Here is a 23,366-nt window from a genome sequence, read left to right on the forward strand (position 1 = left end):
TAAGGACAACGACTGTGAGTCAGACTCACGGTCAAATGGGACGGATACTCTCTTCATCCAGATCGGCGTCGAAGAACCGGCGCAGGGTCTGGATGTTGTTATCCGCAATAATCGACTCGCGCGCCTGCGCGAGCTTCTCTTCATAAATTGCCTGACGCCACTCCAGCGGCGTACGCATCGCCGGATTATCATCTTCAATGATAGTCAATTCAACCGGCGCGCCCTGTAATGTGGAGAGCGCCTCCGTCAGCACCTGTTGGGCGCTGGCGGAATTCAGATGACGCTGACCGGGGCGCAGATGTAGGCGGATCTGATTTCCGTCCTGCTCTTTCCAGGCGTTGAGCGCGACCTGCTCGACCAGTTTCGGCAGCTTTAACTGGCTGACTTCAGCGGCCCAGGCGTCACGCTCAAGGGATTCTGCTGCGAGCTTCGCAGAAAGCTCCGGCGTTTTATCGTGCTCCAGCGCCTTTTTCAGCGCTTTCGGCGTCGCCACTTCCACCTTCACTTCTTCGGCGGTGTTGGTCGACTTCCAGCGGTAAGCCTCTTTCTTCGCCGGGGCTTTCTGTTCGAGGGCCGACGGCGACGGGCGCGACTGTACGCGCTCCGTTACCGATGCCAGTCGTTCGAGTGCGGCGTTGTTAACCGGCCGCGCTCTTCCTGGCGCTGCCGGTTCACTCTTTTTTGGTTTGGTTGCTCCCTGCGCACGCTGTAGCTGACTGCGCGCGGCGAGCACCGAACTGGTGGCATCCGGCAGCGGGACGTCCGGCCCAGGCGGTGGCGCAGCGTGCTGCGGCATCGCCGTAGGCGTCATCACCGCGGTCGGTGCGACAGGAGCATAGGACTGGCGCGGCACTTCAGGCTCGGGCAGCGGCATCCGGGGATGGAACGCCAGCGCGCGCAGAAGCGTCATTTCAACGCCCATCCGGCGGTCCGGCGCGAACGGCAGCTCTTTGCGGCCAATCAGCAGCGTCTGGTAATAGAGCTGCACGTCAGCGGGCGGAACGGTGCGCGCAAGTTCACGCATGCGCTGTTCGATCATCGCCATATCCGCGCCAATGGCAGACGGGGAGAGCTGGAGCATCGCCACGCGGTGCAGCAGGGCCAGCATTTCAACCAGCAGCGCTTCCCACTCCACGCCGCGAGAGGCCGCGACGTTCACCAGCGACATCGCGCGTTCGCCGTTGGCTTCAATAATGGCTTCAATCAGCGACAGGGCCTGATCGTCGTCGAGGGTGCCGAGCATGGTGCTCACCGCCTCGGTCGACAGCTGGCCGTCACCGCTGGCGATAGCCTGATCCGTCAGGCTTAAAGCGTCACGCAGACTGCCGTCCGCCGCTCGCGCCAGCAGTTGCAGGGCGCGCGGTTCGTGGGCGATCTTCTCTTCGTCGAGAATGTGTTCGAGCTGAGTGCGGATCTGATCGACGTCCAGCGCCTTCAGATGGAACTGCAGGCAGCGCGACAGGATCGTCACCGGCAGCTTTTGCGGATCGGTGGTCGCCAGCAGGAATTTGACGTGCGATGGCGGCTCTTCCAGCGTTTTCAGCAGGGCGTTAAAACTGTGGCGCGACAGCATGTGGACTTCATCGATCAGATAGACCTTGAAGCGGCCACGCGCCGGGGCGTACTGCACGTTATCCAGCAGATCGCGGGTATCTTCGACTTTGGTGCGCGAGGCGGCATCGATTTCGATCAGATCGACAAAACGCCCCTGCTCGATTTCCCGGCAGTTATCACAGACGCCGCATGGCGTGGCGGTGATCCCGGTTTCGCAGTTCAGGCCTTTTGCCAGCAAACGGGCAATAGAGGTTTTACCGACGCCGCGCGTGCCGGAGAAAAGATACGCGTGATGGATGCGTCCTAGCGATAAACCGTTCGCCAGGGCGGTCAGCACATGTTCCTGGCCGACAACGTCAGCAAAGGTTTGGGGTCGCCACTTTCGGGCTAACACCTGATAACTCATGGGCAGGCTCTGCAACGCTGGAAGGTGGATATTCAGGGGGGTAATGCTAACACAACCTCACCCATTGGGCGAGGTTGCGGGAAGAGGGATTAATGACCCGGGAAAGGGACCAGGCTATAGCTGGTGATACCCTGTTTTTCCAGGCGCTGTTCGCCGCCGAGATCGAACAGATTGATGATGAAGGCCGCATCGGTCACTTCGCCACCCAGACGACGGATCAGCTTCACGGTCGCTTCGATCGTACCGCCGGTCGCCAGCAGATCGTCCACCACCAGCACTTTGTCGCCCGGTTTGATGGCATCAACGTGAATTTCCAGCTGATCGGTGCCGTATTCCAGCTCATAGCTCTCGGCAATGGTTTCGCGCGGCAGTTTGCGCGGTTTACGTACCGGCACAAAGCCCACGCCCATCGCCAGCGCAACCGGTGCGCCGAACAGGAAGCCACGCGCTTCCGTGCCTACTACTTTGGTGATCCCGGCGTTTTTATAGCGCTCAACCAGCAGTTCAATGCTGAGTGCGTACGCTTTCGGGTCTTCCAGCAAGCTGGTGACATCACGGAAAAGAATGCCAGGTTTTGGATAGTCCTGGATGCTTTTGATGCTGTTTTTCAGAAATTCAAGCTGCTGCGCAGTCGCGGTCATAAATGTATGCCTGGTTAAAAACGGTGTTACTCACGGCGCGCATAACATGTGGTCAAAGTAACAATTGATTAACTTTTGACCAGGCGCACCTGTGCTCGAAAACGGTCGAATTTACTGGCTGCGGGGGATAATTGCAACAGCCATCATTGCCCATCAGTGCTTTTGTTGCTTTTCATCAACGACGGGGATTCGCCACATGAAGAAAAGCAGACAGGAGAGGATCACCAGCAGCAGGATACGCACCCACATCATCTTCACCAGCCATAATGAAATGGCGAAGGTCACGAGGATCACCGCAATTGCGCGAGGCTTTGCGCCGGGCGGCATCGCCCGGTATTGTTGCCAGTGGCGCAGATAGCCGCCAAACCAGGAGCGATAAAGCAGCCACTGGTGAAAACGCGGCGACGAGCGGGCAAAGCACCAGGCCGCCAGCAGAATAAAGGGCGTGGTGGGCAGCAGCGGCAAAACCACGCCAAGCGTACCCAGCACTACCGCGAGCCAGCCAATGATGATTAAAATAGTACGCTTCATAATGCGAATCGTTATCAAACTGAACGGCTACTTTACCACTGGAGAGCGTATTGAAAACAGCCTTGCTTTTAGAGACTCTGCAAAATCAGCTGATCGCCCTGCGCGCGCAGGCATCACCGCTGTTGCAGCATGCGACGCTGAAGCCACGCTTTGACCGGCAGTTGTTTCGTACCCGCAGTACGCTGATAAAAGATTATCTTGATGAAGCCCAGCATAACCTTGATGAGCTTCGTCACGCCGTCGAGAGCCAGCAAACCGAGCAGGTGGCGTGGCTGGCGGAGCACCTGGTAGAGCAGATCACCGCCCTGCACCGGGAGATGACCGCCTGGCCGCTGCGCGCCTGGGACACGCCCTCGCCCGGTGCAGCGAAATGGCAGCGCAAACGACTGGAACATCAGGATTTTGAACGTCGCCTGTACGCGATGAAAAACGAGCGTGAACAGCAGCTCAAAGGGAGCGAAACCCTGGAAGAGCAGCAGCGTTTGATGCGGGAAATTTCCGCCCTGGAAGGACGACTCGCCCGCTGCCGTCAGGCGCTGGATGAGATAGAGCGCGTGATTGCGCGTATGACCCGCTAAATGGAGCTAAACATGTCGCTGGAAAACGCACCCGACGAAGTCAAACTGGCCGTCGATCTCATTATGCTACTGGAAAATCATGACCTTGCGCCTGAGACTGTTTTAAAGGCGCTGGAGATTGTGCGGCGGGATTTTGAGGGGAAGTTACGTCCTGACTCAGCGCCGTAGTTTCTCCCTCACCCTAACCCTCTCCCCGTGGGAGAGGGAATAAGATCAAGCTGGTGTCGGGTCATCGCCCTTCACTTCACGCTTCACTTCCGTATGCTCATCACCCTTCTCATTTCGCAGGTGAACTTCCAGCTGGTTGAAAGCGATATTGATATTGTTCTCACGGCACAGACGATCGATGGTGCGGTTCAGTTCGTCCACCGCGTAGCTGCGATCGCGCAGCTCACGCACGTATAAACGCAGCTCGTGGTCCAGGGTGCTTGCCCCGAAGGTGGTGAAGAACACCGACGGCGCCGGATCGTGCATCACTTTTGGATGCTCCGTCGCGGCCTGCAACAGTACCGCTTTCACTTTGTCCAGATCCGATCCATACGCCACGCCGAGGCGGATCACCACGCGGGTGATGGTGTCGGAGAGCGACCAGTTGATCAGACGCTCGGTGACGAAGGCTTTGTTCGGGATGATCACCTCTTTGCGATCAAAGTCGGTGATTGTCGTTGCGCGGATACGGATCTTGCTGACCGTCCCGGAGAAGGTGCCGATGGTGACCGTATCACCAATACGCACCGGGCGTTCGAACAGAATGATCAGGCCGGAGACGAAGTTCCCGAAGATCTCCTGCAAACCAAAACCGAGACCGACCGACAGGGCCGCTGCCAGCCACTGCAGTTTATCCCACGAGACGCCCAGCGAGCCGAAGACGGTCATCGCCCCGACCACCAGAATCACATAGTTCAGAATGGTGGTGATGGCGTAAGAAGAGCCCTGGCGCATGTTGAGGCGTGAGAGGATCAGCACTTCCAGCAGACCCGGCAGGTTGCGGATCAGCGCCCAGGCCACCACGGTGGAGACCAGCGCAAACAGCAGGCTGCCCATGGTGACGCTTTTCATCACCGCCGCACCGGCTTCGGTGCCGTTGTACTGCCAGAGCGTGATGCTGTCGAGATAGGCAAACACGGTGATTAAGTCAGACCAGATCGCCCAGAACATCACGCCGAACAGCGCCACCATCACCAGCATGGTGATACGCAGCGTTTGCTGGTTGACCTGCTCCAGCGCGATGGTCGGCTCTTCCTGCGGCTCCGCCCCTTCCGCGCCCTCTTTTACCATATTCTGACGACGAGCCAGCGCACGACGGTAGGCGATACGGCGCGCCGCGACGCTCAGACCGCGCAGTACCGTCTGATACAGCAGGTTCCAGAGAATGACCAGATAGACGGTTTCGATCCAGCGGCCCGACAGGCGCAGCGTGGTGTAGAAGTAGCCCGTGGCGGTGAGCACCATCAGCGCCAGCGGAATAATCGCCAGCACGGTGACGGTGATCAGCCGAATGTTATGCGACTCTTTATCCCGCCAGCTGTCGCGGCACATCGGCCACATCAGCACGGCAATCAGCAGCAGGTTGAGGAAAATGGCGAGTTGGCCGAGGACGTCATCCATCAGATGCAGCGGCGAGAGTTCGGCCACGACCGACCAGAAGTGCAGCGGCAGCAGCGCCAGGCTCACGCGCACAATCTGGCGGCGCCAGTGGCTGGTGAGCTGCTCCGGCATATTGAAGTGACGCACCGCCACGCCGTCTTTTTCCAGCACTTTCCAGCACAGGCCAAACACCAGCCAGAACAGGGCCAGTTTTTTGCTGAACGCCCACAGCAGATCGCTGATGTTGAGCTGCATCGTCAGCAGGATCAGCCCCGCCGCCAGAATCAGCAGGCACACCGGCAGCGCGCGAATGAGATCGATCAATATTGCTTTCGGCGTATGCAGCTGGCTGTCATTGCGCAGCTGTCCCACTTCATGGGCGAGCTTGGCCTGGTATTTTTTAAGCCAGCCCAGACGCCAGCGGATCAGACCCGCAATCAGCAACAACGGCAGACCGGCGAGGAACGCAATCATCACCGCAGGCCAGGCTTTCTCCCAGTTGACGGTGATTTTCATGCTCTTGATCTGGGATTTCAGCGTCTCCGGGAAGGATTTAATCCAGTCCCAGTCCATCGGTTTGTTGCTGTTCACCCAGAAGATTTGCTGGGTCAGAATTTCTTTCAGGCTTTTCGAGACGCTCACCAGCTGCTGCTGGTTGATTTGCAGGTTGATCGCCATCATCAGCTGATTGCCCAGCTGTTTGTTGAGCTGATCCAGCAGCTCGCGGCGCATATCCACCACCTGCAGCAGCGCGTCGTGGACTTCGTCGTTCACTTCGCTGGTATGGCCCTCTTCCACTTTGGCGACAAAGGCGTCGCTCTGGAAAAGCGCGTCGCGCTGCTGGTTGATCTCAAACTGCTCCAGACGCAGGTCCGCGATGCGGTTGGTCATGTCTTCCAGCTCGTCGGCGGACGGCAGCGTCTGCTGCTGCTGATACAGAATGCGCGACAGCAGCAGGCTGCCCTTCAGTACCGCAATCTGTTCTTTGATATTGCGTTCGGCCTGCAGGGCGCGATCCAGCCAGTTCTTCACTTTGATATTTTGCTGAACCAGTGAGTTACCGCTTTCGGTGGCCTGAATCAGACGCTGGCTGAGCTGATGGTTGATATCCAGCTCCTGCTTCACCAGCGGGTTACTCTGGATGCGGGTGGTTTCGTCCGGCGAGACGGCTTCCTGCGCCGTTTTCTCCGTCAGGGTCAGGCGTTTGCTGTTAACCGCCTCCTGCAGCAGCTGGAGCTGATGCTCCAGGCGATTAATATTGGCGGTGACATAATCCCGCTGTTTTTGCAGCGTATCCTGCAAAATGGTGTTGCCTTCGAGGCTCTTACGCTGCTGGTCGATCTGCGCATTGAGCAAGGTTTGCTGGGCCAGGAGCAGCGTTTGCTGCGTCGGACGCAGCGCGCCTTCGCCCACCGTGGTGCCGTTCAGGCGGTTACGGATCTGCTGCAGCTGCTGCGAGGCCGAATACATGGCGTTCTGCACGCGTTCCGGCTGAGTTTGCAGGGAGACGAGCTGGCTGTTGTAGGTGGCGAGATCGCTCTGCCCGGTTTGCAGATCGTCCAGCACCTGGGTCATGCGGGATTCCAGCTGGCGCAGGGAGAGCGTGCTCAGGGTTTTACGGGTTTCGTCGTCGTTATCGACGTCGCTCAGGGCGTTCAGCGCCGCCGTCGCCTGACGCATTTTGTCCGGCGCTTCGGTCACTTTCTGACGCAGCTGCGTGGTTTCTGTTTTCACGCGCTCGATTTTATCCAGCGTCTCAATGGTCTCGGCCAGATCGGCCTGCACCAGCTTTTCCTGCGGCGTCAGCTCTTTTTGTTTGTTCAGGGTGTCCAGCTGAGACTGAATATCCGCCCGCGTCGGACCGTCGCTGTTGTTGTCAGCGCGGGCATGGACGGCAGGAGCCGTGGCGAAGAAAAACAGCACGGCGAAAATCAGGACAAAAACGGGGTTTTGCGAGCGTGTGTAGTGCAGCATAGTGATGATTTTGATGTCAGAAATGACCGGAAATAGTCTGGCGCGAAGAATATCACGGCAGGTGCAGGCAGAATAGCGCGAAGGCCAGCGTCCAGGAAAATTCCTGGCGCCAGTCAGGCCGGAAGGGAATCAGGGTCGCCGCGCAGCGTCGGGCAGAACTGGCACATCTCCAGCAGAATGGCGACGTAATTGCGCGCCTCCTGTCTCAGGTCGAACGACTCGGGGGCGAAGAGCCAGTTTTCCATCAGCCCGGAAATATAGCTGCGCATCAAAATAGCGGTACGACGAGTCAGCAAATTTGCCGGGAGCATGTTAGCCTGAATACATTGATTTAGCGTATATTCGATGCGATCGTAGCTTTCGAGGCACAGGCTGCGCTGCGCCTGTTGTACAACGGCCATTTCGCCGACAAACTCGCATTTGTGGAAGATGATCTCCATCATCAGGCGGCGTCGTTCCTCAATCACTGTCGCCTCAAGAACATGAACCAAAATTTCTCTCAATACTGAGAGTGGATCGTCAGGGAATTTTGCCCGATACTCAGTCTCAAGATCGGCAATACTGGATTCTGATAACTCCCAAATTTCACTGAACAAATCTGACTTGTTTTTGAAATGCCAGTAAATCGCTCCCCGTGTGACGCCAGCGGCCTGAGCAATCTGCGCCAGAGAGGTCGAAGAGACCCCCTGCTGCGAAAACAGACGTAATGCCACATCCAGAATGTGTTGACGTGTCTCGAGCGCTTGTTGTTTGGTTTTTCGTGCCATACGTCAATGAATTTACAGGAGTCAGATTTACATACATTTATGAATGTATGTACCATAGCACGACGATAATATAAACGCAGCAATGGGTTTGCGGACTTTTGATCCATTGATCAATTTGAAATCGGACACTCGAGGTTTACATATGAACAAAAACAGAGGGTTAACGCCTCTGGCGATCGTTCTGATGCTCTCAGGCGGCTTAGCGCTTACAGGATGTGATGAGAAACAGGCTCAACAGGGAGCACAGCAGATGCCAGAAGTCGGTGTCGTTACGCTGAAAACTGAACCTCTTCAAATCACCACAGAATTACCAGGCCGTACAAGCGCTTACCGCGTTGCGGAAGTTCGTCCTCAGGTTAGCGGGATCATCCTGAAACGTAACTTCACCGAGGGTGGTGATATCGAAGCGGGTGTGTCTCTATATCAGATTGATCCGGCAACCTATCAGGCCGCGTACGAAAGTGCGAAAGGCGATCTGGCGAAGGCCGAAGCGGCTGCCAAAATCTCCCAACTGACGCTGAACCGTTATAAAAAGCTGCTCGGCACGCAGTACATCAGCCAACAGGATTACGACACGGCGCTGGCCGATTCTCAACAGGCGAACGCTGCGGTACTCGCGGCAAAAGCAGCGGTTGAAACGGCGCGCATTAACCTGGCGTACACCAAAGTGACCTCCCCTATCAGCGGTCGCATTGGCAAATCTTCCGTCACAGAAGGTGCGCTGGTTCAGAACGGACAGGCCACTGCGCTGGCTACCGTTCAGCAGCTTGATCCGATCTATGTGGATGTCACGCAGTCCAGTAACGATTTCCTGCGTCTGAAACAAGAGCTGGCAAGCGGTGCGCTGAAACAAGAAAACGGCAAAGCCAAAGTGGAGCTGGTCACCAACGATGGTATCAAGTTCCCACAGGCTGGCGCGCTGGAATTCTCTGACGTGACCGTCGATCAAACCACCGGTTCTATCACCTTACGCGCTATCTTCCCGAACCCTGACCACACGCTGTTGCCAGGTATGTTCGTGCGTGCCCGTCTGGAAGAAGGCACCAACCCAACCGCACTTCTGGTTCCACAGCAGGGCGTAACACGTACGCCGCGCGGTGATGCCAGCGCGCTGGTGGTGGGTAAGGATGACAAAGTCGAAACGCGTCAAATCACTGCTACGCAGGCGATTGGCGACAAATGGCTGGTGACGGACGGTTTGAAAGATGGCGATCGCGTGATTGTCTCTGGTTTGCAAAAAGTACGTCCTGGCGCGCAGGTGAAAGCCCAGGAAGTCAAATCTGACGATAAACAACAAGCCGCAGCCGGTGGCCAGTCAGAACAAACCAAGTCTTAACTTAAACAGGAGCCGTTAAGACATGCCTAATTTCTTTATCGATCGCCCCATATTCGCATGGGTGATCGCCATCATCATCATGCTTGCAGGGGGACTGGCGATCCTGAAGCTGCCCGTAGCGCAATATCCAACGATTGCGCCACCGGCCGTTTCGATCACCGCGACCTATCCTGGGGCTGATGCAAAAACGGTGCAGGACACCGTGACACAGGTTATCGAACAGAACATGAACGGTATCGATAACCTGATGTACATGTCCTCCAACAGTGACTCAACCGGTACGGTTCAGATCACGCTGACCTTCCAGTCTGGTACCGATGCGGATATCGCGCAGGTTCAGGTGCAGAACAAACTGCAGCTGGCGATGCCGTTACTGCCGCAAGAAGTCCAGCAGCAGGGCGTGAGCGTGGAGAAATCCTCCAGTAGCTTCCTGATGGTTGTCGGCGTTATCAATACCAACGGCACCATGACGCAGGAGGATATTTCCGACTACGTGGGCGCCAACATGAAGGACGCCATCAGCCGTACTTCTGGTGTGGGTGACGTGCAGCTGTTTGGTTCGCAGTACGCGATGCGTATCTGGATGGACCCGAACAAACTGAACAACTTCCAGCTGACCCCGGTGGACGTGATCAGCGCGATTAAAGCGCAGAACGCCCAGGTGGCAGCCGGTCAGTTAGGCGGCACGCCGCCGGTGAAAGGGCAGCAGTTGAACGCCTCGATCATCGCGCAGACCCGTCTGACCTCCGCCGATGAGTTCAGTAAAATTCTGCTGAAAGTGAATCAGGATGGTTCACAGGTTCGCCTGCGCGACGTGGCGAAGGTCGAACTGGGCGGTGAAAACTACGACATCGTGGCGAAGTTTAACGGCCAGCCGGCTTCCGGTCTGGGGATTAAACTGGCGACCGGCGCGAACGCGCTGGATACCGCAACCGCGATCCGTGCAGAACTGGCAAAAATGGAGCCGTTCTTCCCGTCAGGTCTGAAAATTGTTTATCCGTACGACACCACCCCGTTCGTTAAGATCTCGATTCACGAAGTGGTGAAAACGCTGGTCGAAGCGATCATCCTGGTGTTCCTGGTGATGTATCTGTTCCTGCAAAACTTCCGCGCGACGTTGATTCCAACCATCGCGGTACCGGTCGTTCTGTTGGGGACCTTTGCCATACTGGCGATATTCGGCTTCTCGATAAACACCCTGACGATGTTCGGGATGGTGCTCGCCATCGGCTTGCTCGTGGATGACGCCATCGTGGTGGTCGAAAACGTCGAGCGTGTGATGGCCGAAGAGGGGCTCCCGCCGAAGGAAGCGACGCGTAAATCAATGGGCCAGATTCAGGGCGCACTGGTCGGTATCGCGATGGTTCTGTCGGCGGTATTTATCCCAATGGCCTTCTTCGGCGGGTCAACCGGTGCGATTTACCGTCAGTTCTCCATCACCATTGTGTCGGCGATGGCCCTGTCGGTTCTCGTGGCATTGATCCTGACGCCAGCCCTGTGTGCCACCATGCTGAAGCCCGTCGCGAAAGGCGATCACGGCGACAACAAGAAAGGCTTCTTCGGCTGGTTCAACCGCATGTTTGATAAGAGCACGCACCACTACACCGACAGCGTGGGCAACATCCTGCGCAGCACCGGTCGTTATCTGCTGCTCTATATCATCATCGTGGTCGGCATGGCGTTCCTGTTCGTTCGTCTGCCAAGCTCCTTCCTGCCAGACGAAGACCAGGGCGTGTTCCTGACTATGGCGCAGCTTCCGGCAGGTGCATCGCAAGAGCGTACCCAGAAAGTGCTGGATGAAGTGACCGATTACTACCTCACCAAAGAGAAAGCGAACGTTGAATCCGTGTTTGCGGTTAACGGCTTTGGCTTTGCGGGTCGTGGTCAGAACACCGGTATTGCCTTCGTCTCTCTGAAAGACTGGAGCGAGCGTCCAGGCGAAGAGAACAAAGTCGAAGCGATCACCGGTCGCGCAATGGGCACCTTCTCGAAGATTAAAGATGCGATGGTGTTCGCCTTTAACCTGCCAGCGATCGTGGAACTGGGTACCGCGACCGGCTTCGACTTCCAGCTGATTGACCAGGGCGGTTTGGGTCACGAAAAATTGACTCAGGCACGTAACCAGCTGTTTGGTGAAGTGGCGAAACATCCTGACCTGCTGGTCGGCGTGCGTCCTAACGGCCTGGAAGATACCCCGCAGTACAAGATCGATATCGACCAGGAAAAAGCACAGGCGCTGGGCGTTTCTATCAGCGACATCAATACCACACTGGGCGCAGCCTGGGGCGGTAGCTACGTCAACGACTTCATCGACCGCGGTCGTGTGAAGAAAGTGTACGTGATGTCCGAAGCGCAATACCGTATGTTGCCGAACGATATCAACAACTGGTACGTGCGCGGCAGCGAAGGTCAGATGGTTCCGTTCTCCGCCTTCTCCACCTCACGTTGGGAATACGGTTCACCGCGTCTGGAGCGTTACAACGGCTTGCCGTCGATGGAAATCCTCGGTCAGGCAGCACCAGGCAGAAGTACCGGTGAAGCGATGAACCTGATGGAAGAGCTGGCGGCGAAACTGCCTTCCGGCATCGGCTACGACTGGACGGGGATGTCCTATCAGGAACGTCTGTCCGGTAACCAGGCCCCTGCCCTGTACGCCATCTCGCTGATTGTGGTGTTCTTGTGTCTGGCAGCCTTGTACGAGAGCTGGTCGATTCCGTTCTCGGTCATGCTGGTGGTGCCATTGGGGGTTATCGGTGCGCTGCTGGCCGCGACATTCCGTGGCCTGACCAACGACGTTTACTTCCAGGTGGGCCTGCTGACAACCATTGGCTTGTCGGCGAAGAACGCGATACTTATCGTCGAATTCGCCAAAGATCTGATGGATAAAGAAGGTAAGGGCCTGATTGAGGCAACGCTTGAAGCCGTACGTATGCGTCTGCGTCCAATTCTGATGACCTCTCTGGCGTTTATCCTCGGGGTAATGCCGCTGGTTATTAGCTCCGGTGCAGGCTCCGGCGCGCAGAACGCCGTCGGTACCGGTGTAATGGGCGGGATGATTACCGCAACCGTACTGGCTATCTTCTTCGTTCCGGTGTTCTTCGTGGTGGTTCGCCGCCGCTTCAGCCGTAAGAATGAAGACGTGGAACACAGTCACTCAGTAGATCATCACTGATACCGGTTTCACATGCTAAAAAGGCCGCAATTTGCGGCCTTTTTCTTTGTCTGAACAAAATCATAAATTACGCTTATTGTTGGTTTATTTATTTTACGTCAGCCTCATTACGCGTATGTTGTTTAATGAATTCGTGAATCAATGAAACGCCGAATTTTAATTTCATCTCCTGCGGAAGAATATTAGGATTATTCCTGGCTAATTTTGTCGTGTAATCAACAAGTCCGAATCCTGATTTCATGCGAAAGTTTAAGGTAACTTGATGAATCCTAAGGTAGCAGCCAAATTGCCAGCCTTGATTAGGCTAAAAATGGCCCCATTAATGATGGACAATCGCTCAACGTTTGGTGGCTTAAGTTTTAATTGTAATTTTTCGTAATAGCGCGGTGAAATCTTGATCAGGCTGGTTTATAGTTAAAGACATCAGGAAAAAGCACCCGTTAAGGTAAGCTAGTTGTATCCATCCCGACGTTGATGTTCGGTGAGTAAAGAATCACTCAAAAGGGGATGCGCTATGGACGAGTACTCGCCAAAAAGGCATGATATCGCGCAGTTGAAATTTCTCTGCGAATCCTTGTACCATGACTGCCTTGCCAATCTTGATGAAAGTAACCATGGCTGGGTTAATGATCCGACCTCCGCTATCAATTTGCAGCTCAATGAACTCATTGAGCATATAGCAACCTTCGCACTTAATTATAAAATTAAGTACAATGAAGATAATAAATTGATTGAGCAAATTGATGAATATCTGGACGACACCTTTATGTTGTTCAGCAGTTATGGCATTAACACACAGGATTTACAAAAATGGCGTAAATCGGGAAATCGCCTATTCCGTTGTTTCGTCAACGCGAGCAGAGCTAACCCGGTCAGTCACTCCTGTTAAAATTATTACAAATACTAAGGTGAATTTATGTCTGATAAACCATTAACAAAGACAGATTATTTGATGCGCTTGCGACGTTGCCAGTCACTGGACACCCTGGAACGTGTTATTGAAAAAAATAAATACGAGCTGCCCGATCATGAACTGGCTGTATTTTATTCAGCCGCCGACCACCGTCTGGCCGAGTTAACCATGAATAAGCTGTATGACAAAATCCCTGTTTCTGTGTGGAAATTTGTCCGTTAATTCCAGAACTCTGTTTTTAAGATTGTATTGTTACCTTCTTACGCTGAATTCACCTTTCGATTTACGATCCCTGTGTGACAGACAGACCCATCGTTCTAAATGTGCACGTCGGCAACAATGTTGTGACTATCATCACATCAGCCCAATGGGAACGTTCCCTTTCACGGTGAGGTTCTTTACGCTATGGCGCAAAGAGTATTCCAGTGAGGTGTCCCATGAGTGAAGAAAAACAAAAGATGATTGCCGGTGAGCTATATCGCCCCTCTGACGAAACATTGCGGGCAGATCGTCTGCGCGCTCGCCATCTGGTTCACCGCTACAACCACACCGGCCCCGATGCCAAAGCAGAACGCAGCACGCTGCTGACTGAACTCCTCGGCCAGGCCGAAGGCGCGTATATTGAGCCAAGTTTTCGCTGCGATTACGGCTATAACATTTTCCTCGGCAAAGCGTTCTACGCGAATTTCGACTGCGTGATGCTGGACGTCTGCCCGATTCATATCGGTGATAATTGTATGCTGGCGCCAGGCGTGCATATTTATACCGCCACCCATCCGCTCGATGCGACGGAACGCAATAGCGGCGCTGAATTGGGTAAACCGGTGACTATCGGTCATAATGTCTGGATTGGTGGCCGCGCGGTCATTAACCCCGGCGTAACTATCGGTGATAACGTGGTCGTGGCGTCCGGTGCTGTGGTCACGAAAGACGTTCCGGCGAACGTCGTCGTCGGCGGAAACCCGGCTAAGATCATCAAAACGCTTTAAGCCTGAAATCGGTAACTGTTATGGTTTTTATGCCCATAACTGTTACTTCTTTCACCTCCTCCGCTCCCCTAAAATGGGCAGATCCCCTGTATTTTGCAAAATTCATGAAGGTTATAAATGACAGAGATACAGCGCCTGCTTACTGAAACCATCGACGATCTGAACTCCCGCGAAAAGCGCGATAATCGCCCGCGCTTTAGCATCAGCTTTATCCGTAAACACCCTGGCCTGTTTTTAGCGATGTATGCCGCGCTGCTGGCGACGCTGGTCGTCATGCTGCTGTCTGAAACGCTGATCGACTCGGTCTGGCTGCTGGTGGTGTTATTCATCGTCTTCAACGCCTTTTTCTTCTTCGACGTTAATCCTCGCTATCGCTACGAAGATATCGACGTGCTGGACTTCCGCGTCTGCTACAACGGCGAGTGGTACAACACGCGCTATGTGCCGTCGGAACTGATCAGCAATATTTTGCACTCGCCGAACGTGGAAGAGGCGCAAAAGGCCAAACTGCAGAAGATGATCTCCACCAAAGGCGAACTGTCGTTCTACGACGTGTTTACCCTTTCTCGTCCTGCCACTGCGTAATCAGTCTCTGCAAGCGCCTGATCCCAGGCGCAAATTGCGACGCCGACGTATTCCCGTATCCCAGCACCAGACCGGTTTGTCCCCGCTGCGTATCCAGGTAATAGCCGCTCAGGGCAGCCGGGCCCAACTGATACTGTTTTGCCTGCTGCACAATCGCCGTATCATCCACGCCATCAATAGCAACGGTCAGATGCATCCCGCCCTCGCCGGCCAACACCCGGTGCGGAGTGTGCAGTTCTGCGGCCAGCGCCTCGCGTAATTGTCGGTAACGCTTGCGATACAGCCGACGCATCGCCGCCAGATGTCGCGCGTAATGCCCTTCTTCGATAAACAGCGCCAGCGTCCGCTGCTCAGCCCGATGCCCGCCGCGCAGCAGCGAACCGATCGCTGGATGTGCGGCGTGAGCCAGCGCCTTCGGCAGCACCATAAATCCGGTGCGCAGTGACGGAAACAGCGTTTTGCTGAAGGTCCCCAGATAGACCACCGGCGGGTTATCCTGCATGCCCATCATCGCCGGAACCAGCTCACCGCTGTAGCGAAACTCGCTGTCGTAATCGTCTTCAATAATCCACGCGTTATGCTGACGAGCAAACTCCAGCAGCGCCAGGCGACGGTTGATGCTCAATACGCTTCCATAGGGGAACTGATGCGAGGGCGAGGTGAAGATCAGTTTCGGCGAGTGCTCCTGCGTCTCAAGACGCATCCCCTCTTCATCGACCGGCATCCCGACCATTGTCAGGCCCGATTTGGCAAACACGCTTTTCGCCCCGGCATAACCCGGATCTTCGGTCCAGGCGATATCCCCCGCCTCGCTCAACAGCTGCGTGCAGAGGCTCACCCCTTCCAGCGCCCCTTCGGTAATCACAATCTGGCTGGCATCGCACTGAATCCCGCGCGACAGGGCAAGATGCCTCGCGATCGCCCCGCGCAAAGACAACTCCCCCGCCGGCGATCCGTACCCCAGCAGCGCGCTGCCCTCTTCCCGCAGCACGCGATCGTACAGTCGTCGCCAGAGCGGCAGCGGGAAATAGTTAATCGCCGGTGTCCCGGGCGTGAACGCGGGAACCGGTGTGCCGCGCGGTGTCGGCGCGGGAAGAGAGGCCATCCGGCTGGCGAGCGTCACATCCAGTGCGGGCGGCGACTGCCTGGCATCGCGATGCCCCAGATGCGCCACCCGCGTCCCCTGGCGACTGCGAAGCAAATAGCCTTCGAGCGTCAGCTGTTCCAGCGCGGCGTTGACCGTGTTGCGGGAAACCGCCAGCTGGGAAGCGATCAGCCGCGAGCCCGGCAGGCGGCTGTCAGCCTGCAATCTGCCGCTCAAAATCGCCTCGCGCAAGGCGCGATACAGCGCGCGCTGGAGCGTCCCGGACCCGCGGCTTTGCAGCGCCTGAGTGATTAATGCGTAAAAGTCGTCGCCTGGTATGTTCATCTCGCCCTCCGTGGTACCACCATAACACACTCAGGTGGACCTTTTTGCAGAACCACAATTTCCTTACTCTGAGCTTCAACTTAAGCCAACGAGAATCAACATGAACCAATTCAATCAGTTTGGGCAGCCCGTGGGCGAGGAACTACTCGACTGGCAGCCGCGCCAGCATCCGGAGCGCGTGGAACTTAAGGGGCACTATTGCTCGCTGACGCCGTTACGTCCGGAGCACGCCGCCGCGCTGTTTGCCGCCTACCAGCTGGCGGAAGATACCCGGAGCTGGACGTGGCTGCTGCGCGAGCCGGATGCGAACGCAGAAGCGTTTACCGCCTGGGTCGAGAGCGTTTGTGAGCTCGCCGATCCGATGCATTTCACGGTGATCGACAACCGCACCAACGCGCCGGTCGGCACGCTGGCGCTGATGCGTATCGACCCGAAAAATGGCGTGATTGAGGTGGGCCATGTGCATTTTTCCCCGCTGCTGAGCCGCACGCCGATGTCCACGGAGGCGCAGTATCTGCTGATGCGCTACGTGTTTGATGAGCTGGGCTATCGTCGCTTTGAGTGGAAATGTAACAGCCTGAATGAGCCGTCGCGCCGGGCGGCGCTGCGTTTAGGGTTCCAGTATGAAGGGCGTTTTCGTCAGGCGCTGGTGGTCAAAGGCCACAACCGCGACACCGACTGGTTTTCAATTATTGATACGGAGTGGAAAGCGCTGGATCGCGCCTTCCAGAACTGGCTTGCCGCCGACAATTTCAGCGCCGACGGCAAGCAGTTAAGATCCCTGGAAAATTGGCGAAAGGAGTTCAATTAACGTCTTTTCTTACGTCCCTGCACCGCTTTAAAGCGCGGGTTAGATTTGCAGATCACGTACAGGCGGCCTTTGCGTTTCACAATCTGACAGTCCGGGTGGCGTTGTTTGGCACTGCGCAGCGAGTTAAGTACCTGCATGATTAACCTCGCTTCGCATTAATGAAACCGCCAAAACGCTGACGGAAACGGGCCGCGCTGCCTTCGGTCGAGAAGGTTTTCTGCTTACCGGTGTAATACGGGTGCGATTTCGACGAGACCTCGATGGTGATGTACGGGAACGTCTCGCCGTCGAGTTCGATTTCGCGATCGGTTTTAATGGTCGAGCCTACTTTAAAATATTCGTTGGCACTGGTGTCGTGAAAAACGACGGTGCGGTAGTACGGATGGATATCTGCTTTCATGGTCAACTCGTCATGTTTTGTTATAACATAACAGAATCGTATCCGAGTCCAGAACAAAAAACAACCCCCGCCGCGAGGCGAGGGTTTCGCTTACTTTTCTTGCGCCTGTTCTTTTCCCACCAGCATGGTCGTGAGGACAAACGACAGCACCAGCGCCATCACCACCCCCGCCAGGGCAAAGACAAAGTACGGCCCGATATAGGCAGGCAGACTGAAAATACTCGACAGGATGTAGCCGTAAAGACGCACGCCGAAGAAGGCAATGAATGCCGAGGCCAGCGAGCTGGCGATCGTCGCCGCGATGAACGCTTTTTTGTAGCGTGTGAGAACCCCAAACAGCGCCGGTTCCGTGATCCCGAGCAGGGCAGAGATCGCCGCTGACAGAGTGACCGTTCTCTCCTGGCGATCGCGGCTCAAACGCCAGATCGCAAAGGTCGCCCCGGCAATCGCCATGTTGGCCATAAACATCATTGGCATCAGCATGTCGTACCCGCGATCGCTAAAGTTTTGCAGCGCAATCGGCGTCATCGCGTGGTGCATCCCGGTGAGGATCGCCACCGGACGAATCGCGCCCACCACCAGCCCGGCAAAACTCGCCGACACGCCAAACAGCCCCTCGATAAACAGCGCCAGCCCTTTACCCAGCCAGATGCCAATCGGCCCGATCACCACCAGCGCCGCCAGCGCGCCGAGGAATAGCGTCAGCGTCGGGGTAAAGACCGTTTTCAGCACGTCGGGCATGATACTGTCCACCCAGCGGTGAATGTAACTCAGCGCCAGAATGGAGAAGATCACCGGAATGACGCTGGAGGCGTAGTTAAAGACCGACACCGGGATCACATCCAGCAGCCAGATGGCGCTGACTGCGCCCTCCTGATGAGTCGCCAGCGCTTTCGCCGCCTCGATCAGTGACGGATACATCAGGCAGGCCGCGACGGCTGCCGCCAGATATTCGTTAGTTTTGAAGATCTTCGCCGCCGAGACCGCGAGGAAAAACGGCAGGAAGTAGAACACGCCGCTGGCGATAAGATCGATCACCATCACCGTGTCGCTTTTCGCCGAAACCACTTTCAGGGCGATAAGCCCGGCCAGCAGACCTTTGATCATCCCCGCCCCGGCAATCGCCGGTACGATTGGGCCAAACACGCCCGAGACCGTATCCATAAACAGCGATACCAGACTCTTACGCCCTTTGGTCGCCGCCGGAGCCGCCTCCTCGTGATTTCCCAGTACGTTCAGCATTTGCTCGTACCAGCTGTTCACCTTCGGCCCGATAATCACCTGAAACTGATCGCTTTGCAGCTGCGCGCCCAGCACGCCGGGCAGTTTTTTAATCTCAGTTTGATCCACTTTATTATCGTCAATCAGATCAAAGCGCAGGCGCGTCATGCAGTGCCAGACTTTATTGATATTCCCCTGGCCGCCGACCAGACGAATAATATTATTGATGGCTTCTTGCGTCCCCATAAAAACTCCTGCCGGGTGTTGTTGTCGTTTTAATGTTGCCACGAGGATAATTAAACCCTCACAACAAAACAAACCAATAAAATTTGACATCGCTCACAGTTAGCCATTTAAAAAGAGACCAACACCGTGAAAGTTTTAGATTGGTCTGGTTTTTAATTACTTTACCGTTAAATACCTGACCAAAATAAATAGTCAAAAAAACGGTTTACCCGCCAACATTTTTAGGGTGATGATATTCCCCATAACCTATTCCCACAGAGCCCCCAAGGAGTTATTTCGTGACGCCTGTGATGATTAAAAATATCGAATGTTTTATTACCCGACCGGACCGACATAATCTGGTGACGGTGCGCGTGACCACCGACAATGGCGTCACCGGGCACGGCTGCGCCACCTTTCAGCAGCGCCCGCTGGCGGTCAAAACCCTGGTGGATGAGTACCTGAAGCCGCTGCTCATCGGGCGCGATGCGAACAACATCGAAGATCTGTGGCAGATGATGAACGTCAACGCCTACTGGCGTAACGGCCCGCTGATGAACAACGCGATATCGGGGGTCGATATGGCGCTGTGGGATATCAAAGGCCAGCTGGCGGGCATGCCGCTCTATCAGCTGCTCGGCGGCAAATCCCGTGATGCCATCCCCGCCTACAGCCACGCCAGCGGCGAAACGCTGGAAGAACTGTTCGCTTCGGTGGATAAACTGCTGGCCCAGGGCTATCGCCATATTCGCTGCCAGCTCGGCTTTTACGGCGGCACACCGTCGGCGTTGCACGCCCCGGATAATCCAACGCCCGGTGCCTGGTTCGATCAGCAGGAGTACATGGCGAATACCGTCGAGATGTTCCGCGCGCTGCGGGAAAAATACGGCTGGAAGCTGCATATTCTCCACGATGTTCACGAACGACTGTTCCCGCAGCAGGCCGTTCAACTGGCGAAACAGCTTGAGCCGTTCCAGCCCTATTTCATCGAAGATATTTTACCGCCGCAGCAAACCGCCTGGCTGGAGCAGATCCGCCAGCAAAGCTGCGTCCCGCTGGCGTTGGGCGAGCTGTTCAATAACCCGGCGGAATGGCACGACCTGATCGTCAATCGCCGCATCGACTTCATCCGCTGCCACGTCTCGCAAATCGGCGGCATCACCCCGGCCATCAAGCTGGCGCATCTGTGTCAGGCTTTTGGTGTGCGTCTGGCGTGGCACGGGCCGGGCGATATGACCCCGATCGGCGTGGCGGTGAATACCCATCTGAATATTCATCTGCACAATGCGGCGATTCAGGAATTTATTCCCCGCTCCGCCACCACGGACGCGGTTTTCCCTGGCGCCCCCGTCGCGAAAGAGGGATTTGTCTATCCGCCAGAGGCAGCGGGAATCGGCGTGGGCTTCGTTGAGGAGCTGGCGCTGGCCCATCCGGTGGTCTATCGCCCGCACGAGTGGACGCAAAGCCGCCTGCCCGACGGCGCGATTCACACGCCCTGATTTTGCCGCCAGGCTAAGTTGTCGCGGTTCCAGGGGATGACGTAGGTACAGGTGTAGTTGATGTCGATAATATCGCTCACCTCAAACACGCGTCCCCCGTCCAGAATGCCGCGGTTGTTGATGTGCATCGCCGGGCTGCCCTTCTTGCAGCCCAGCATCACCGCCTGTTCACGGCTGACGCTCACCGCGCGATAGGTGGTCAGCATATGGGAAATGGTGAAACCTTTGCTCAGAACGTACTGCTGGATGGAGCGCTCAATCGCCTGCTGATTAAGATCGGGAAAATCCGCCACCGGCATGCTGGACACTTCAAGCTGTACCGGCGCGTCATCAACGTAGCGCAGACGGCAGAAGTGCCAGATAAAACTCTCCTCGTCGATGCCAAAAATCTGCTGCGCCGCGCGATCGGGCCGCGTTTTATGCAGGCTGATCATCCGGTATCGGATCTGATCGAAGCGTTTCTCGGTGATCGAGTTATAAACCAGAGGATTATTACGCGCTTGCTCGTTGATCCAGATCCCCGAACCCTGCACAATCCGCACCACCCCGATGCTGACCAGCTTTTCCAGCGCCTGACGAATGGTGAAGCGTGACACGCCGTACTCCTCGGCGAGCTGCCTTTCCGGAGACAATTTTCGGGGTCCGGGAGTCGTATCCTGGTAAATTTTGCTCAGCAGGTCTTGCGTCACAAACTCTTTTTTTTTCATTGGCCTTACCTGAATGAAATCAAACTCTGCCGCATACTATAAGATTATTATTCGGCGGTAATCTAAATCAGCGGATCAGAAAGGAAACCCAAGCATGACAACTCGCCAACTGGTCAGCCTGGTGACCGGTGTTCTGATCATTGCCGTGCTGATCCCCATCTGCCTGAGCGTCTGGCTGGCCCATCGCCAGGCGGAAGATACCTTTGTCGCCGCCCTTGACCGCTACTCCGAGCGCGTGCTGATCCGCGCAGAGCGCGTAGTGGGCCAGGGTAAAACAGCCCTCAACCAGCTTAACGAATTTCAGGATGTCCCCTGCAGCCACGAACATCTGCTGCAGATGCGCCGGGTGGCGTACTCCCTGCGCTACGTGCAGGAAGTGATGTATGTCGATGACCAAAAACCCGTCTGCTCGTCCCTAGAGCAAGTTAGCAACGCCGCCCGCTTCCCGCCACCGGCACGCGTCACCGTCGACGGCTACAGCGCCTGGCTGACGCAACAAAACGATCTCGGCTTTAAGCGGTTTATGCTGGTGCTGGGAAAGGGTCACTACATGGTGGTGATCGACCCCGCCTCCCTGATTGATGTGATCCCCTTTGGCTCCTGGCCGATTGAAGCCGCCCTGGTCGGTGAGGACAGCGGTGTGGTTTTCGCCAGCAGTAACCCACTGAATCAGGACGTCTGGAGTCAACTCCATGGCCAGCATCTCACGCAACTTCAGCACAAAGGGTCCATGTATGTGGTGAAGGATGTGCCGGAGCTGCGCTATGCCGTGGTCGCCTGGGCTTCTCTTGTCCCGTTAAAAGAGAGCTGGCACCAGCAGCTGCTGTTCTGGCTGCCCTTTGGCGCGTTAATCAGCATTGTGGCCGCCGCGTTTATCATGCGCGTGTTGCGCCGCCTGCAATCCCCGCGCTATCGCCTGCTGGATGCGATCAACGCCCGCGAGCTGGTGGTGCACTATCAGCCGATTGTGGCGCTGGATACCGGCAAAATCACCGGGGCCGAAGCCCTCGTGCGCTGGCCGCAGCCGGACGGCAGCATGCTGTCGCCGAACATCTTTATCCCACTGGCCGAGCAGACCGGGCTCACCACCCGCCTCACCCGGCTGGTGATCGAGAAAGTGTTTGAAGACATGGGGGAATGGCTGCGCCACTATCCGGATCAGCATATCTCCATCAACCTCTCGCCTGCGGATCTGTTCTGCGGCGAACTGCCGTCGCTGCTGAGCCGTCTCCTGAACCAGTGGCAAATCAAACCGCAGCAGATCGCGCTGGAACTGACCGAACGCGGCTTTGCCGACCCGAAAATCAGCGCCCCGGCCGTGGCCAGCCTGCGCCGTTCCGGCCATCCGGTCTATATCGACGACTTTGGTACAGGTTATTCGAGCCTCAGCTATTTGCAGGATCTGGACGTGGACACCCTCAAAATCGACAAGTCCTTCGTCGATGCGCTGGAGTACAAAAACGTGACCCCGCACATTATCGAGATGGCGAAGTCACTGAAGATGGCGATGGTCGCCGAAGGGATTGAAACGGAAGGACAGCTGGAGTGGCTGCGCCGTCACGGCGTGCAGTACGGCCAGGGGTGGCTCTACAGTAAAGCGATGCCAAAAGTGGAATTCATCATGTGGGCGGAAAACAATCTCGATCCCGAGTAAAAGCCCGGCCAGTCTCGCCGGGCGCAGCGATTACTCGTCCAGCAGCGGCGCGAATCCGCCGTAGATCATCCGTTTGCCGTCAAAGGGCATCGACTCGCCGAACTCTTTCATGCGCGGGTCGGACATCAGCTTTTTATTCGCCTCATCGCGAACGGCTTTCGAGGGATATTCAATCCAGCTAAAGACCACCTCTTCGCCCTCTTCGGCTTTTACCGCCATGCGAAAATCGGTCTGTTTGCCATCAGGGACATCGTCAGCCCAGCACTCCACGATCCGTAACGCACCAAACTCTTTGAACAACGGGGCCGCTTTCGCTGCCATCTCGCGATAAGCCTCCTTATTTTCCGCGGGAACAGCGACCACAAAACCATCGACATACTTCATGAG

22 protein-coding genes and 1 other annotated feature are annotated in these 23,366 nt (G+C 56.1%); of the genes, 11 read left to right on the plus strand and 11 right to left on the minus strand.

Annotated features, from left to right (window positions below; all coding sequences use genetic code 11):
* Window positions 1–31 precede the first annotated feature (31 nt).
* The 3 genes from dnaX to AC3WS9_RS16505 form a co-directional block, all read right to left on the minus strand.
* Window positions 32–1,960: a DNA polymerase III subunit gamma/tau gene (gene dnaX, locus AC3WS9_RS16495; protein WP_282492588.1), complete on the minus strand. Its 1,929-nt coding sequence runs from the start codon at window positions 1,958–1,960 to the stop codon at window positions 32–34.
* Window positions 638–702 (minus strand) — a sequence feature (DnaX frameshifting element). (Overlaps the previous gene by 65 nt.)
* A gap of 89 nt (window positions 1,961–2,049) precedes the next feature.
* A complete protein-coding gene (gene apt, locus AC3WS9_RS16500; RefSeq protein WP_010428187.1) occupies window positions 2,050–2,601 on the minus strand; it encodes an adenine phosphoribosyltransferase in 552 nt (183 codons plus the stop codon).
* Window positions 2,602–2,754: 153 nt separating this feature from the next.
* On the minus strand, window positions 2,755–3,132 hold the full coding sequence (locus AC3WS9_RS16505; protein WP_100777368.1) for a DUF454 family protein: 378 nt from the start codon (window positions 3,130–3,132) through the stop codon (window positions 2,755–2,757).
* A gap of 50 nt (window positions 3,133–3,182) precedes the next feature.
* Here AC3WS9_RS16505 and priC point away from each other — a divergent pair, with 50 nt between their 5' ends.
* Both priC and rsmS read left to right on the plus strand, forming a co-directional pair.
* Window positions 3,183–3,710: a primosomal replication protein N'' gene (gene priC / locus AC3WS9_RS16510; RefSeq protein ID WP_285153375.1), complete on the plus strand. Its 528-nt coding sequence runs from the start codon at window positions 3,183–3,185 to the stop codon at window positions 3,708–3,710.
* 12 nt (window positions 3,711–3,722) lie between these two features.
* Entirely contained in the window at window positions 3,723–3,878 is a 156-nt protein-coding gene (rsmS, locus tag AC3WS9_RS16515; RefSeq protein ID WP_285145185.1) for a pleiotropic regulatory protein RsmS, read from the plus strand.
* 45 nt (window positions 3,879–3,923) lie between these two features.
* On the opposite strand, the gene mscK is transcribed toward rsmS, so the two are convergent.
* A complete protein-coding gene (gene mscK / locus AC3WS9_RS16520; RefSeq protein ID WP_492490342.1) occupies window positions 3,924–7,277 on the minus strand; it encodes a mechanosensitive channel MscK in 3,354 nt (1,117 codons plus the stop codon).
* A gap of 107 nt (window positions 7,278–7,384) precedes the next feature.
* Window positions 7,385–8,038 (minus strand): multidrug efflux transporter transcriptional repressor AcrR, encoded by a 654-nt coding sequence (acrR, locus tag AC3WS9_RS16525; RefSeq protein ID WP_285145186.1) that lies wholly within the window; start codon window positions 8,036–8,038, stop codon window positions 7,385–7,387.
* 142 nt (window positions 8,039–8,180) lie between these two features.
* Between acrR and acrA the strand changes: the two genes are divergently transcribed.
* From acrA to AC3WS9_RS16555, 6 genes are all read left to right on the plus strand, one after another.
* Window positions 8,181–9,374, plus strand: a complete 1,194-nt coding sequence (gene acrA / locus AC3WS9_RS16530; protein WP_282492593.1) for a multidrug efflux RND transporter periplasmic adaptor subunit AcrA — start codon at window positions 8,181–8,183, stop codon at window positions 9,372–9,374.
* A gap of 22 nt (window positions 9,375–9,396) precedes the next feature.
* Window positions 9,397–12,546 carry a multidrug efflux RND transporter permease subunit AcrB gene (acrB, locus tag AC3WS9_RS16535; RefSeq protein ID WP_282492594.1) on the plus strand — a complete coding sequence of 1,050 codons (3,150 nt, stop codon included), beginning with the start codon at window positions 9,397–9,399 and terminating at the stop codon, window positions 12,544–12,546.
* A gap of 514 nt (window positions 12,547–13,060) precedes the next feature.
* Entirely contained in the window at window positions 13,061–13,435 is a 375-nt protein-coding gene (tomB, locus tag AC3WS9_RS16540; protein WP_282492595.1) for an Hha toxicity modulator TomB, read from the plus strand.
* A gap of 27 nt (window positions 13,436–13,462) precedes the next feature.
* Window positions 13,463–13,681: a hemolysin expression-modulating protein Hha gene (gene hha, locus AC3WS9_RS16545; RefSeq protein WP_012016344.1), complete on the plus strand. Its 219-nt coding sequence runs from the start codon at window positions 13,463–13,465 to the stop codon at window positions 13,679–13,681.
* Window positions 13,682–13,896: 215 nt separating this feature from the next.
* Window positions 13,897–14,448: a maltose O-acetyltransferase gene (maa, locus tag AC3WS9_RS16550; RefSeq protein ID WP_285145187.1), complete on the plus strand. Its 552-nt coding sequence runs from the start codon at window positions 13,897–13,899 to the stop codon at window positions 14,446–14,448.
* Window positions 14,449–14,565: 117 nt separating this feature from the next.
* Window positions 14,566–15,033: a YlaC family protein gene (locus AC3WS9_RS16555; RefSeq protein ID WP_282492597.1), complete on the plus strand. Its 468-nt coding sequence runs from the start codon at window positions 14,566–14,568 to the stop codon at window positions 15,031–15,033.
* On the opposite strand, the gene pdxR is transcribed toward AC3WS9_RS16555, so the two are convergent.
* A complete protein-coding gene (gene pdxR / locus AC3WS9_RS16560) occupies window positions 15,005–16,462 on the minus strand; it encodes a MocR-like pyridoxine biosynthesis transcription factor PdxR (protein WP_492489392.1) in 1,458 nt (485 codons plus the stop codon). The genes AC3WS9_RS16555 and pdxR overlap by 29 nt on opposite strands.
* A gap of 100 nt (window positions 16,463–16,562) precedes the next feature.
* Between pdxR and AC3WS9_RS16565 the strand changes: the two genes are divergently transcribed.
* Window positions 16,563–17,273, plus strand: a complete 711-nt coding sequence (locus AC3WS9_RS16565) for a GNAT family N-acetyltransferase (RefSeq protein WP_492489394.1) — start codon at window positions 16,563–16,565, stop codon at window positions 17,271–17,273.
* Here the strand turns inward: AC3WS9_RS16565 and ykgO are convergent.
* The 3 genes from ykgO to AC3WS9_RS16580 all read right to left on the minus strand — a co-directional run bounded on the left by ykgO (window position 17,270) and on the right by AC3WS9_RS16580 (window position 19,140).
* Entirely contained in the window at window positions 17,270–17,410 is a 141-nt protein-coding gene (gene ykgO / locus AC3WS9_RS16570) for a type B 50S ribosomal protein L36 (protein WP_003859006.1), read from the minus strand. The two genes, AC3WS9_RS16565 and ykgO, sit on opposite strands and share 4 nt — an antisense overlap.
* 2 nt (window positions 17,411–17,412) lie before the next feature.
* Window positions 17,413–17,673 (minus strand): type B 50S ribosomal protein L31, encoded by a 261-nt coding sequence (locus tag AC3WS9_RS16575; protein WP_095281030.1) that lies wholly within the window; start codon window positions 17,671–17,673, stop codon window positions 17,413–17,415.
* Window positions 17,674–17,763: 90 nt separating this feature from the next.
* Entirely contained in the window at window positions 17,764–19,140 is a 1,377-nt protein-coding gene (locus tag AC3WS9_RS16580) for a PTS transporter subunit EIIC (protein ID WP_285145190.1), read from the minus strand.
* 278 nt (window positions 19,141–19,418) lie between these two features.
* Between AC3WS9_RS16580 and AC3WS9_RS16585 the strand changes: the two genes are divergently transcribed.
* A complete protein-coding gene (locus AC3WS9_RS16585; protein WP_492489400.1) occupies window positions 19,419–20,618 on the plus strand; it encodes an enolase C-terminal domain-like protein in 1,200 nt (399 codons plus the stop codon).
* Here AC3WS9_RS16585 and AC3WS9_RS16590 read toward each other — a convergent pair.
* The gene (locus AC3WS9_RS16590) at window positions 20,606–21,325 is read right to left on the minus strand and encodes a GntR family transcriptional regulator (RefSeq protein ID WP_282492602.1); all 720 of its coding nucleotides are present in this window, start codon (window positions 21,323–21,325) and stop codon (window positions 20,606–20,608) included. The genes AC3WS9_RS16585 and AC3WS9_RS16590 overlap by 13 nt on opposite strands.
* Window positions 21,326–21,419: 94 nt before the next feature.
* On the opposite strand from AC3WS9_RS16590, the gene AC3WS9_RS16595 reads away from it, so the two are divergent.
* The gene (locus AC3WS9_RS16595; protein ID WP_285153367.1) at window positions 21,420–22,979 is read left to right on the plus strand and encodes an EAL domain-containing protein; all 1,560 of its coding nucleotides are present in this window, start codon (window positions 21,420–21,422) and stop codon (window positions 22,977–22,979) included.
* A 30-nt stretch (window positions 22,980–23,009) separates the two neighbouring features.
* Here AC3WS9_RS16595 and AC3WS9_RS16600 read toward each other — a convergent pair whose 3' ends face one another.
* The gene (locus AC3WS9_RS16600; protein WP_282492604.1) at window positions 23,010–23,363 is read right to left on the minus strand and encodes a DUF1428 domain-containing protein; all 354 of its coding nucleotides are present in this window, start codon (window positions 23,361–23,363) and stop codon (window positions 23,010–23,012) included.
* Window positions 23,364–23,366: the final 3 nt, after the last annotated feature.

This window comes from Lelliottia sp. EB106-05-01-XG201, from assembly GCF_058791735.1.

Excerpts from the sequence above, each read along its gene's own strand:
- dnaX (WP_282492588.1), bottom strand. The coding sequence starts at position 1,960 with ATGAGTTATCAGGTGTTAGCCCGAAAGTGGCGACCCCAAACCTTTGCT.
- apt (WP_010428187.1), bottom strand. The coding sequence starts at position 2,601 with ATGACCGCGACTGCGCAGCAGCTTGAATTTCTGAAAAACAGCATCAAA.
- AC3WS9_RS16505 (WP_100777368.1), bottom strand. The coding sequence starts at position 3,132 with ATGAAGCGTACTATTTTAATCATCATTGGCTGGCTCGCGGTAGTGCTG.
- rsmS (WP_285145185.1), top strand. The coding sequence starts at position 3,723 with ATGTCGCTGGAAAACGCACCCGACGAAGTCAAACTGGCCGTCGATCTC.
- acrR (WP_285145186.1), bottom strand. The coding sequence starts at position 8,038 with ATGGCACGAAAAACCAAACAACAAGCGCTCGAGACACGTCAACACATT.
- acrA (WP_282492593.1), top strand. The coding sequence starts at position 8,181 with ATGAACAAAAACAGAGGGTTAACGCCTCTGGCGATCGTTCTGATGCTC.
- acrB (WP_282492594.1), top strand. The coding sequence starts at position 9,397 with ATGCCTAATTTCTTTATCGATCGCCCCATATTCGCATGGGTGATCGCC.
- tomB (WP_282492595.1), top strand. The coding sequence starts at position 13,061 with ATGGACGAGTACTCGCCAAAAAGGCATGATATCGCGCAGTTGAAATTT.
- hha (WP_012016344.1), top strand. The coding sequence starts at position 13,463 with ATGTCTGATAAACCATTAACAAAGACAGATTATTTGATGCGCTTGCGA.
- maa (WP_285145187.1), top strand. The coding sequence starts at position 13,897 with ATGAGTGAAGAAAAACAAAAGATGATTGCCGGTGAGCTATATCGCCCC.
- AC3WS9_RS16555 (WP_282492597.1), top strand. The coding sequence starts at position 14,566 with ATGACAGAGATACAGCGCCTGCTTACTGAAACCATCGACGATCTGAAC.
- pdxR (WP_492489392.1), bottom strand. The coding sequence starts at position 16,462 with ATGAACATACCAGGCGACGACTTTTACGCATTAATCACTCAGGCGCTG.
- AC3WS9_RS16565 (WP_492489394.1), top strand. The coding sequence starts at position 16,563 with ATGAACCAATTCAATCAGTTTGGGCAGCCCGTGGGCGAGGAACTACTC.
- ykgO (WP_003859006.1), bottom strand. The coding sequence starts at position 17,410 with ATGCAGGTACTTAACTCGCTGCGCAGTGCCAAACAACGCCACCCGGAC.
- AC3WS9_RS16575 (WP_095281030.1), bottom strand. The coding sequence starts at position 17,673 with ATGAAAGCAGATATCCATCCGTACTACCGCACCGTCGTTTTTCACGAC.
- AC3WS9_RS16580 (WP_285145190.1), bottom strand. The coding sequence starts at position 19,140 with ATGGGGACGCAAGAAGCCATCAATAATATTATTCGTCTGGTCGGCGGC.
- AC3WS9_RS16590 (WP_282492602.1), bottom strand. The coding sequence starts at position 21,325 with ATGAAAAAAAAAGAGTTTGTGACGCAAGACCTGCTGAGCAAAATTTAC.
- AC3WS9_RS16595 (WP_285153367.1), top strand. The coding sequence starts at position 21,420 with ATGACAACTCGCCAACTGGTCAGCCTGGTGACCGGTGTTCTGATCATT.
- AC3WS9_RS16600 (WP_282492604.1), bottom strand. The coding sequence starts at position 23,363 with ATGAAGTATGTCGATGGTTTTGTGGTCGCTGTTCCCGCGGAAAATAAG.